Annotated in this window: 12 protein-coding genes and 1 tRNA gene; 6 read left to right on the forward strand and 7 right to left on the reverse strand. The window is 30.9% G+C overall.

The window, feature by feature from the left end:
- Window positions 1-174 precede the first annotated feature (174 nt).
- Window positions 175-3141, forward strand: a complete 2967-nt coding sequence (secDF, locus tag ACIQZ1_RS06515; protein ID WP_396160160.1) for a protein translocase subunit SecDF — start codon at window positions 175-177, stop codon at window positions 3139-3141.
- Between the two features lie 72 nt (window positions 3142-3213).
- Here the strand turns inward: secDF and ACIQZ1_RS06520 are convergent, their stop codons facing one another.
- From ACIQZ1_RS06520 to ACIQZ1_RS06545, 6 genes are all read right to left on the reverse strand, one after another.
- Entirely contained in the window at window positions 3214-3828 is a 615-nt protein-coding gene (locus tag ACIQZ1_RS06520; RefSeq protein WP_396160162.1) for a WbqC family protein, read from the reverse strand.
- A 62-nt stretch (window positions 3829-3890) separates the two neighbouring features.
- On the reverse strand, window positions 3891-5471 hold the full coding sequence (gene lepB, locus ACIQZ1_RS06525; protein ID WP_396160164.1) for a signal peptidase I: 1581 nt from the start codon (window positions 5469-5471) through the stop codon (window positions 3891-3893).
- Between the two features lie 45 nt (window positions 5472-5516).
- Window positions 5517-6215: a 4-hydroxy-tetrahydrodipicolinate reductase gene (gene dapB, locus ACIQZ1_RS06530; RefSeq protein ID WP_396160166.1), complete on the reverse strand. Its 699-nt coding sequence runs from the start codon at window positions 6213-6215 to the stop codon at window positions 5517-5519.
- 44 nt (window positions 6216-6259) lie between these two features.
- Window positions 6260-6790: a DUF5683 domain-containing protein gene (locus tag ACIQZ1_RS06535; RefSeq protein ID WP_396160168.1), complete on the reverse strand. Its 531-nt coding sequence runs from the start codon at window positions 6788-6790 to the stop codon at window positions 6260-6262.
- Between the two features lie 35 nt (window positions 6791-6825).
- Window positions 6826-7725, reverse strand: a complete 900-nt coding sequence (locus ACIQZ1_RS06540) for a ParB/RepB/Spo0J family partition protein (protein WP_396160170.1) — start codon at window positions 7723-7725, stop codon at window positions 6826-6828.
- Window positions 7725-8495, reverse strand: a complete 771-nt coding sequence (locus ACIQZ1_RS06545; RefSeq protein ID WP_396160172.1) for a ParA family protein — start codon at window positions 8493-8495, stop codon at window positions 7725-7727. Before ACIQZ1_RS06545 ends, ACIQZ1_RS06540 begins: the two co-directional genes overlap by 1 nt.
- A gap of 151 nt (window positions 8496-8646) precedes the next feature.
- On the opposite strand from ACIQZ1_RS06545, the gene idi reads away from it, so the two are divergent.
- The 5 genes from idi (at window position 8647) to ACIQZ1_RS06570 (ending at window position 11023) form a co-directional block, all read left to right on the forward strand.
- Window positions 8647-9171 carry an isopentenyl-diphosphate Delta-isomerase gene (gene idi, locus ACIQZ1_RS06550; RefSeq protein ID WP_396160180.1) on the forward strand — a complete coding sequence of 175 codons (525 nt, stop codon included), beginning with the start codon at window positions 8647-8649 and terminating at the stop codon, window positions 9169-9171.
- Window positions 9172-9175: 4 nt separating this feature from the next.
- Entirely contained in the window at window positions 9176-9586 is a 411-nt protein-coding gene (locus ACIQZ1_RS06555) for a 6-pyruvoyl trahydropterin synthase family protein (protein ID WP_396160174.1), read from the forward strand.
- Entirely contained in the window at window positions 9587-10546 is a 960-nt protein-coding gene (locus tag ACIQZ1_RS06560) for a type I phosphomannose isomerase catalytic subunit (protein WP_396160176.1), read from the forward strand.
- Window positions 10547-10603: 57 nt separating this feature from the next.
- On the forward strand, window positions 10604-10873 hold the full coding sequence (locus ACIQZ1_RS06565) for a hypothetical protein (RefSeq protein ID WP_353077329.1): 270 nt from the start codon (window positions 10604-10606) through the stop codon (window positions 10871-10873).
- A 76-nt stretch (window positions 10874-10949) separates the two neighbouring features.
- Window positions 10950-11023, forward strand: a tRNA-Thr gene (locus tag ACIQZ1_RS06570).
- A gap of 105 nt (window positions 11024-11128) precedes the next feature.
- Here ACIQZ1_RS06570 and ACIQZ1_RS06575 read toward each other — a convergent pair.
- On the reverse strand, window positions 11129-11366 hold a 238-nt coding region (locus tag ACIQZ1_RS06575; RefSeq protein WP_396160178.1), incomplete at its 5' end, for a DUF3276 family protein.

Here is an 11366-nt window from a genome sequence, read left to right on the forward strand (position 1 = left end):
GCTTTTTTTATTCTACTTATTTTGAGGAACTTAAATAGGTGAAAAAAGACAAATTTATCACAATGTTGATTAAATATTAAAAAAAATGAATTTTAGACGAAAATAAAATTGTTTTATCCTTTATGAAATGATATATTTGTCCGTTTTTAAAGAAAATAACTTAAATTAACTATAATGCAGAACAAAGGACTAATTAAATTCTTCGCAATCATTTTTACGATTGCTTGTATCTATCAACTTTCTTTTACGTTTGTTGCTAACGGAATTGTAAAAGATGCGAAAGAATTTGCGAAAGGAGATTCTCAAAAAGAATTAAACTATTTAAAATCATTAAAGAAAAAAGAAGTATTTAACTTAGGTTTTGCTAGCTTTACTTATGAGGAAATAGAAAAACAACAAATCAACAAAGGATTAGATTTAGAAGGTGGTATTAACGTTACTCTAGAAGTTTCTGTTAAAGACGTTTTAAAAACGTTATCAAATAACTCTAAAAATCCTACATTCAATAGAGCTTTAGAAAGAGCTACAAAAGAAAGAAGAGGAAATCAAGATTATTTAGATGCCTTTTTTGACGCTTTTGCTGCAGAATCTAACGGAACAATAAAAATGGCTTCTGCTGAAGCATTCTACAATAGAAATTTTGAAGAAATTCAGTTAAATATGACTGATGATCAAGTGAAAGTAATATTGAAAAAGAAAGTTTCTGAATCAATTGAAAGTGCTTATAAAGTATTAACAAAACGTATCGATAAATTCGGAGTAGCACAACCAAACATTCAAAAAATTGGTGAAACAGGAAGAATTTTAGTTGAATTACCAGGTGCTAAAGATTTAGATAGAGTTGAAAAATTATTATCTCAAACCGCACAATTAGAATTTTGGGAAACGTTAAAACCAGAAGAATTAGGTAATTTCTTTACTGCGGCAAATGATGCTTTAAAAGCAACAGAGAAAAAACCAACTGCAGCTGTTGCTGTTGTAGATACGACTAAAGCGGTAGATGCAAAATCTAAAGTAAATGAATTATTAGGTGATAAAAAAGATGCTGCCAAAAAAGCGGCTAAAGATTTAGGGCCTTTATTTGAAAATGCAATTCCTAGTCCGTCTGGATTAATTGGATATAATGTAAAAGATACAGCTAAAATTAACTCATATTTAAAAAGAGCTGAAATTAGAGCTTTACTTCCTGCAACGGCTTCAAACGCAAAATTTGCTTGGGGAAAAACAAATTCTAAAACAGGTGATGTAACAGAATTATATATTTTAAAGGGAACTGCAGATGGAGTTGCTCCATTATTAGGTGGTGCTATTACAGATGCTAGTGCAGATTTTGACCAATTTGGGAAACCAGCAGTTAGCATGCAAATGAATCCAGTTGGTTCAAGAAAATGGGAACAATTAACAGGAGATATTGCTAAAAACGGAAATCAAGTTTGTATTGTATTAGATAATGTAGTGTATTCTGCAGCTACCGCAAAAGCAGCTATTTCTGGTGGACAAACACAAATTTCAGGTTCTTTCACCTTAGAAGAAACTGCCGATTTAGAAAACGTATTACGTGCAGGTAAATTGCCAGCTAAAGCAGATATCGTTCAAAAAGCAGTTGTTGGACCATCTTTAGGTCAAGAGGCTATTGATAATGGTATTTTATCATCTATCATTGGTTTATTATTAGTTTCTTTCTGGATGGTTTTCTATTACGGAAGAGCAGGTTGGTATGCTAATGTTGCATTGCTATTAAACTTAGTATTACTATTTGGTGCTATGGCTAATTTTGGTTTTGTCTTAACCTTACCAGGTATTGCAGGTATCGTGTTAACAATGGGTACAGCGGTAGATGCAAATATTATTATTTATGAAAGAGCAAAAGAAGAATTAAGAGCTGGTTTGTCATTAGAAAATGCAGTTACTACTGCTTTTGGATGGAAAGGCGCTATGCGTTCTATTATTGATGCCAACGTAACACATATTTTAACAGGTACAATATTATATATTTTTGGAGAAGGTATGATTAGAGGTTTTGCTATTACTTTGTTAATAGGTATTTTAACTTCGTTATTTACTTCAATCTTTATTGCTCGTTTCTTTATTGATGCAGATATTGCTAAAGGAAGAAGTTTACAATTCTCTACAAATATTACTAAAAATTGGTTTACAGGTTTCAATTTCGATTTCTTAAAAATCAAGAAATTTACTTATGCATTCTCGTTAATTGTTTGTATTATCAGTTTTGTTTCTTTCTTTACGAATGGATTCGACCAGGGTATTGACTTTGTAGGGGGAAGAACATTCCAAGTACAATTTGATCAAAAAGTATCTTCGGAAGATGTTACAAATGCACTTTCTACAACTGAGTTTTTTGACAAAGCTGAAGCGAAAACATTTGGTAATGACAATCAATTAAAAATTACTACAAAATACAAAATCGACAAGCAAGGTGTTGAGGTTGATAAAGAAGTAAATGAAAAATTGTATGCAGGTTTGAAAAAATTCTTTGCTAAAGAAATTTCTTACGATCAGTTTACAAATACACAAGAAGGAAAACAATTTGGGGTATTACAAGCAATGAAAGTTGGACCTTCTATTGCTGATGACATTAAAACAAACGCATATTGGGCAGTATTAGGTGCAATGTTATTAGTTTGTTTATACTTAGTGATTTCGTTCAGAAAATATCAATATTCATTAGGAGCTATAGCTGCGGTGGCGCATGACGTTATTTTTGTATTAGGTATTTACTCTTTATTGTACAAATACATGCCATTCCACATGGAAATTGACCAGCACTTTATTGCGGCAATTCTTACGGTTATTGGTTATTCTATGAACGATACCGTAATTGTATTTGATAGAGTTCGTGAATTCTTAGGTGGAAAATCGCACCATGGTAATTTTAATAAAATTGTAAATGATTCTGTAAATACTACATTATCTCGTACCTTAAACACATCTTTAACGATGATTATGGTATTAGCAATTATGTTTGTATTTGGTGGTGATTCAATCCGTGGATTTATCTTTGCTATGTTAATTGGTATTATTGTAGGAACCTATTCTTCATTATTTATTGCAACACCAGTATTAGTAGATACAATGTCAGCATCTGATAAAAAACAAATTGAAGCAGAACACAGCGTATAATTTTGTGTTATTATATATAAAAACGTCCCGATGAAATCGGGACGTTTTTTTGTTATTAGTTATAAGAAGAAATTATAAATGTTGCTGCTTTAAATAATCCACTGCATATCTTCCTTCATTAAACAATAAATCTAAAATGGATAAATTATTTATGAATCCGTGTTTGTTATCAAAAACTTGAGTATACGGTTCTATTTGAGTGCAATCTTTTTTTCCATTAACTAAATAACGAAAATCAGTTTTATCAGTAACTTCATGAAAATATTCCGTTGTTTTCTCAAAAGGAATGGAAATTCCCAAAGCATCATTAATCCTTTCAAATATTTCAAAGTTTAGATCTAACATAAACTCGTGTTTTTTTTCGAATATGGGTTGTAAATCTTCTATGAAATATTCGTAAAACGGCGAATTCTTATAAGCAGCTTCTAAAGATTTAAAATGGTTTTTTTGCCAATTGTATTGATTGTCTATTTTAATATCTTTAAACGCACATTTTGTGCCGTCATGCTTTACCGATATGTTTAGCATTTGCAATCCATTTGGACTATAAATGTACATTCGGTTTCTGTTGGTTTGTTTTTGAAAGGTATCTTCTACTTCAAATGTAACCGATTCAGCATGAATCATCGCAATATAATGACTAATAGATGGAAAGTATGTGGGGTAAATTAAAATTTCATTGTTCATAATTTCATAATTCTATTGTAATGAAAAAAGAGTTGCAAACTAAATTACAACTCTTAAATTATTTAAAGTAAATCTGTTTCTTTTTTCTTTTTCTTACCTCGATACCAATCCCAAGCAAAATAACCCGCTAAAAGGAATAAGAAGTATTTGAAATACGATTCTGGTTGACCTTCTCCGCTAACTGTTGTGAAGAAACGTTCGGTTCTAAATTTATTTAGTAAACCTTTTGCATTCCAATCTATACTCATCCAAATAAAAATAGGCTTACCAACAATATGATCTGCAGGCGTGTAACCGAAATAACGTGCATCTAACGAATTATGTCTGTTGTCTCCCATCATCCAGTAATAATCTTGTTTAAAGGTGTAGGTAGTAGCTATTTTACCGTTTATTTTAATTTCATTACCTTTTACTTCAAGTTTGTTTCCTTCATACTCAGTGATGATTAACTTATATAATGGTAATGTTTCTTTGTTTAAAGCAACTGTTTTACCAGCTTTTGGAATATAAATAGGGCCAAAATTATCACCATTCCAATTGTTTGTAACGGATGGCTTTCCGTCTTTAAAATCTGGGAATACGCCATCTTCTGCTTTTTTGTTTATCATTCTTTTTACAGAAGTGATACCGCTAATTGATTTTAATTTTTCTGCGTTTTCAAAAGTTAATGCTTGAACATAAAGTGTGTCGTTAGTTATCATTCCTGCTGGATCGGTAACTTTCATTTCTCTTAAAATTGTTTCAAAATCAATTGGTGTTTTGCCGTCGGTACTAATTTTGTAAGAATATTGAGGTTTTGCTCTTTCAGGTAATATCAATTCTTTACCATTTACAAAAACAATTCCGTCTTTAATTTGCAAACTGTCGCCGGCAATACCCACACAACGTTTTACATAATTTGTTTTCTTATCACGAGGTTTTTCAATTCTTTCTGTAGCTGGCAAATACATATTTGAAAGTGTATCTCTTGGCCAATTGAAAACAACTATGTCGTTATTCTTTATTTTTTCCAAGGCTGGAAATCTAAAATATGGTAATTGTGGTTTGCTTAAATATGATAATTTTTTTACAAGTGGAATTGAGTCGTGAACCATTGGTGCAGCAACTGGAGTCATTGGTGTTCTTGCGCCATAATGAAACTTACTTACGAATAAAAAATCACCAATTAATAACGATTTTTCTAAAGATGAAGAGGGAATCACAAATGGTTGAATAAAATAGGTATGTACAAAAGTCGCTACTATTAATGCAAAAGTGATTGAACCTAATGTGTCTAATGCCTTTGTTGCGGGTTTGGTATCGCGTTCCGATTCGTATGAAACGTCTTGTGTATAATTTACATAACCCACATAGAATCCGAATGTAAGAACACCCAACCACATATCTGCAGTGGATTTTTTACCGAAAGTACGTAAGGTTTCAATCCAAATTACAGGCAAAATTAACAAGTTAATTACAGGTAAAAACAGCAAAAGCACCCACCATTTTGGACGGTTTATTATTTGCATTAATACAATTCCGTTATAAACAGGAACGTAGGCTTCCCAAGCTTTTCTGCCTGCTTTTGTGTACAATTTCCAAGTACAAATTGCGTGTATTGTACTAATTATTAATACTGTAATAATCCAAAATGTCATTTCCATAATTTTGTTTTTTGTAAATCGTAATTCGTAATTCGTAAATTATACTTATATCCCCAAAACGTCTTTCATAGTGAAAACACCTTTTTTACCCATTAACCATTCTGCAGCTATGACTGAACCTAAAGCAAAGCCTTCTCTACTATGTGCGGTATGCTTTATTTCAATTTGATCCACTTTGCTATCGTAAAAAACAGCATGTGTTCCAGGAATGTTTTCTATTCTTTTTGCGTCAATATGAATTTCATTTTTACATGGATTTTCTAATGTCCAATTAACATAATCTGTGTTTTCTATGATTCCATTTGCCAAACTTATTGCTGTTCCGCTTGGGGCATCTAATTTTTGTGTGTGATGAATTTCTTCCATTGAGACATTGTAGTCTTTAAGATTTTTCATCATTTTCGCTAAATAATTATTTAGTTCGAAAAAAATATTTACCCCTAAACTAAAGTTTGAAGCATAAATAAAACTTCCGTTTTTTGCTTGGCATAAATGTACCATTTCATCATAATTTTCTAACCAACCTGTTGTTCCAGAAATCACAGGGATATTTTGGTTTAAACATTCTGAAATATGATTAACAGCTGAAGTTGGAACGCTAAAATCAATAGCCATATCGGCTTGTGTTATTCCTTCAAAAGAATCAGAACTTCCTTTTCTTAAAACAATTTCATGACCACGTTGTAAAGCAATTTTTTCAATTACTTTTCCCATTTTACCATAACCTAATAATGCTATTTTCATTTTGATTAGTTGTTGTTTTAATTAAAATGTTACGAAATAAAATGTTAAAATTGATACGTTAATGTAAATCCTACATTTTGATTAAATGTATAAGGATTGGTATGTAAATCGGGTTTTAATGATAAATCATCATTCACGTTAAATTGCAATAAATGAGCGTCTACATTTGCTTCTACAATATTTAGAATATATAAACCAGCTGTAATAAGTACAGATAAGTCTCTGTTTTTCTGATAGAATTTTTGTCCTCTAATTACACTTTCGGTACTTAACTTTCCATAAGTAGGGTCAGAAGTATCAATTGCGCCTCCATTAGCTAATCGTTTTTTGTATTCGTCACGGTATTGATGGTGCTTTTTATTATTATCCATAATAAAATAAACCCCAGCACCTAAAGCACCGTAAACTAGTGGAATTTTCCAGTATTTTTTATTGTATGCTTGACCTAATCCTGGTAAAATAGCAGAATAAAAAGCTGCTTTTGCTGGCGATAATGGATTGATGTCCGACTTTACGATGTCTTTAGTTTCAATTTTCAATTCTTTTTTTTGAGCCACAGAAAAAGCAGTGTTCAAAAAAAATAAAATAAATATGTAAAGAAACGGCTTCACTAGTTGTTGATTAATTTCATAATTCGGTTAAAATCTTCTTCAGAATGAAAAGGAATGGCTATTTTTCCTTTCCCATTTGCAGCAACACTGATATCCACTTTCGCGCCAAAGAAGTTAGCAAAAGTTTTCTTTTGTTCAGTTGCAATTTCAAATGATTTTGTAGCAGCCGTTTTACTTGTTTTAGGTTTTAATCCTTCTTGATATTTTTTTACTAACGCTTCAGTATCTCTAACCGATAAATTTTGAGTAACAACGGTGTGGTAAATATCGCTTTGTGCTTCTTGGTTTTCAATATTAATTAATGCTCTACCATGTCCCATCGATATAAATCCATCTCGCATTCCTGTTTGAATTATCGGATCTAATTTTAGTAAACGTAAATAGTTTGTAATGGTTGAACGTTTTTTTCCTACACGCTCGCTCATTTCTTCCTGAGTTAAATTTACTTCTTCAATTAATCTTTGGTACGAAATAGCCACTTCAATTGGGTCCAAATCATGACGTTGAATATTTTCAACCAAAGCCATAACAAGTGATTCGTTATCGTTTGCCAATCTAATGTATGCAGGAATTGTAGAAAGACCTAATAATTTTGAAGCACGTAATCTTCGTTCACCAGAAATTAGTTGGTATTTGTTAAATTCTAATTTTCTAACAGTAATAGGTTGAATGACGCCAACTTCTTTAATAGATTTAGCTAATTCTTGAAGTGTATCTTCATTGAAATTAGTTCTAGGTTGAAACGGATTTATTTCAATAAAATTAATATCAAGTTCGATGATACTTCCTACAACTTTATCTGCATTTTTATCTTCTACAGACTTGATGTCGTTTGAAGGATCGCTTAAAAGTGCTGAAAGGCCTCTTCCTAACACAGGTTTTTTTACTGCTTTTGTCATTAGTTACTACTGTTTTTCTTGATAATTTCTTCTGCTAAATTTAAGTAATTTGCAGCTCCTTTGCTTGTTGCATCATAATTTATAATGCTTTCTCCAAAACTTGGTGCTTCACTTAATTTTATATTTCTTTGAATAATAGTCGAAAACACCATGTTATTAAAATGCTTTTGAACTTCTTCAACTACCTGATTTGATAATCGTAAACGGGTATCGTACATCGTTAATAATAGTCCTTCGATATCTAAACTTGGATTGTGAATTTTTTGTACGCTTTTTATTGTATTTAATAATTTTCCTAGACCTTCTAATGCAAAATATTCACATTGGATTGGAATAACAACACTATCAGCAGCGGTTAATGCATTTAATGTTAATAATCCTAAGGATGGTGCGCAATCAATAATTATATAATCGTATTCTTCCTTAATTTCTAGTAGCGCTTGCTTAAGCATATATTCTCTGCTGTCTTTGTCTACCAATTCAATTTCTATAGCAACTAAATCAATGTGTGCGGGTATAATCCAAACGTTTGGAGCACTTGTAGGAATTACACCTTCTTTTGCGGTATTGCTGTGTTCAATTATTTGATAAGTACCTATTTCAACACTTTCCACGTCAATTCCTAAACCAGAGCTCGCATTTGCTTGCGGATCAGCATCAATTAATAATACTTTTTTTTCTAAAACACCTAATGCAGCGGCTAGATTAATCGAAGTTGTTGTTTTTCCTACTCCACCCTTTTGATTGGCAATTGCAATGATTTTACCCATTTTTTCTTTTAAAATTTTAGAAGCGTAAAAATACAATTTTTTATGGTATAACCAACCCAATTTTATTAACAATACGTTAAAGTCTTTATTTCAGGATATCTTTGCTGTAAAAATTATTTTTTTTGTAAATTTGACAATTAAATATTTAGGAGTGGTAGAAGAAAAAGTTATTTTAGTTGATTCAAATGACAATCCAATTGGATTGATGAATAAGCTTGAAGCACATGAAAAAGCAGTTTTGCACAGAGCATTTTCTGTTTTTATTTTAAATGATAAAAATGAGTTGATGTTGCAACAACGTGCACATCATAAATACCATTCTCCTTTATTGTGGACCAATACTTGTTGTAGTCATCAACGAGAAAATGAAACAAATATTCAAGCTGGAACAAGACGACTTCGAGAAGAAATGGGTTTTGAAACAGAATTGAAAGAAATGTTTCATTTTATCTATAAAGCTCCATTTGATAATGGGTTAACAGAGCACGAATTAGATCATGTGATGCTTGGTTATTATAACGACATGCCTAATATTAATAAAGATGAAGTAGAACGTTGGAAATGGATGAAGATTGAAGATGTTAAAAATGACATGATTACAAATCCTAATCTTTATACGGTTTGGTTTAAAATAATATTTGAGGAATTTTATCATCATTTTGATGACAATATATAAAGAAATGAGAGTAACAGTAAGTAGAAAAGCACATTTTAATGCAGCTCATAGATTGTATCGAAAAGATTGGTCTATGGAACAAAATAATAACATTTTCGGTAAATGCAACAATCCAAATTATCATGGGCACAACTACGAATTAATTGTAAGTGTTGCAGGTGAAATTGATCAGGAAACAGGTTTTGTAATTGATGTGAAAATTTTATCAGATTTAATAAAAGAGCATATTGAAAATGCGTTTGACCATAAAAATTTAAATTTAGATGTTCCCGATTTTGAAAATCTAAATCCAACAGCCGAAAATATTTCAGTTGTAATTTGGCAAAAATTAAGATCACACATTAATTCAAATCTAGATTTAGAAGTGGTTTTATACGAAACGCCACGTAATTTTGTAACTTATAGAGGCGAATAAATGTTATTTTATCCATTACTTTTTGAGCCCATTTTTAAAGAACGAATTTGGGGAGGTACCAAACTAAAAGAAGTGTTAAATAAATCTTTTAATGGTCAACAAATTGGCGAAAGCTGGGAATTATCAACCGTAGAAAATGATATTAGCGTAGTTGCTAATGGGGATTTCAAAGGGTTGAATTTAAATCAATTAATTGAAAAATATCCAACAGAAGTTTTAGGTATAAAGTCCATTCAACATTTCGGAATTAATTTTCCTTTACTTTTTAAGTTTATAGATGCAAAAGAAGATTTGTCTATTCAAGTTCATCCTAATGATGCATTAGCAAAAGAACGTCATAATTCTTTTGGTAAAACAGAAATGTGGTACGTTATGCAAGCCGATGAAAAAGCAAGATTGGTTGTTGGATTTAAAGACAAAACAAATAGAAAAGAGTATCAAAAACATTTAGAAAATAAAACATTAGTTGCTGTTTTAAATGAAACTCCTGTAAAAGAAGGCGATGCTTTTTTTCTGGAAACAGGTACCGTTCACGCTATTGGTGGAGGTGTTTTACTCGCAGAAATTCAACAAACAAGCGACATTACCTATCGATTATATGATTGGGATAGGGTAGATGCAAATGGAGTTGGTAGAGAATTACATACAGATTTTGCTCTTGATGCAATAAACTTTAAACCTACAAATACCAAATTAAACTACGATGCTGATAAAAACAAGTCAGTTAATTTAGTAGAATGTCCTTTTTTTAAGACCAATATTTTACAAATTTCAGAAAAATACAATTGGAAAAAAACGAAAGAATCGTTTACGGTTTTTATGTGTACAGAAGGTAGTTTTACTATAAGTATGCTACATTTTAAATCTGAATTTAGAAAAGGCGATACGGTATTAATTCCAGCTATAATAGATAGTTTTGAAATTATTGGCGAAGCGTCTCTTTTGGAAATTACAATTTAATTAGCAGCGTATTGATATATTGTTTACTTTTGCATCATAATTTTTAAAAATAAGAAAATGGCAAGCGTTAAAAACTTGAAAAAAGAAATTAACTACGTTTTAGGAGATATCTTAAACATAGTATATATTTGGGAAATGACTTCTACAGGAAAACCAACTGAATCTTCAGAGGCTTTAGTAGGAGATATTTACGATACATTTGATGCATTAATGGTAAAAGTAAACCAAAAAAATGTTGAAAATAAAAAAGCACATTACAAATTAGTAAAAGCTGAATTCGAAGTTGCTGCAAATCAATTTGTTGCAAAAGTGAACGAATTAAACTAAAAAAAATCGCAAAAAAAATAATCATTTTTTTTGCAAATTAAATTTTCAAGACTATATTTGCACTGCAAAATGAGTCGCCGGTGTAGCTCAGCTGGCTAGAGCAGCTGATTTGTAATCAGCAGGTCGTGGGTTCGAGTCCCTCCACTGGCTCAAAAAAAGGTAATCGAAAGATTGCCTTTTTTTATTTGTATTTATTGAAATTTAATATCTCAAAATAGATTAAAAAAAAATGCTTTCGTAAGAAAGCATTTTTTTTTAAATATCGTCAAAATCTATATCTGTATAACTTTTTGAAGAAGTTGAAGTTGGCTCTTCAGAATTTGAATAGTCAATAGCATCAGATTCTTTTTTAAAATCTTTTTGATGTCTTTCTGAAATAACTTCTTCTCCTTTATGGTTAATTACATATTCTGTCATTTCACTTAAAATTTCATTGAAAGAAGCGAAATCTTCTTTGTATAAATAAATTTTATGTTTTTTAAAATGATACGAA

Source organism: Flavobacterium sp. (assembly GCF_044341185.1).
Classification (GTDB): domain Bacteria; phylum Bacteroidota; class Bacteroidia; order Flavobacteriales; family Flavobacteriaceae; genus Flavobacterium.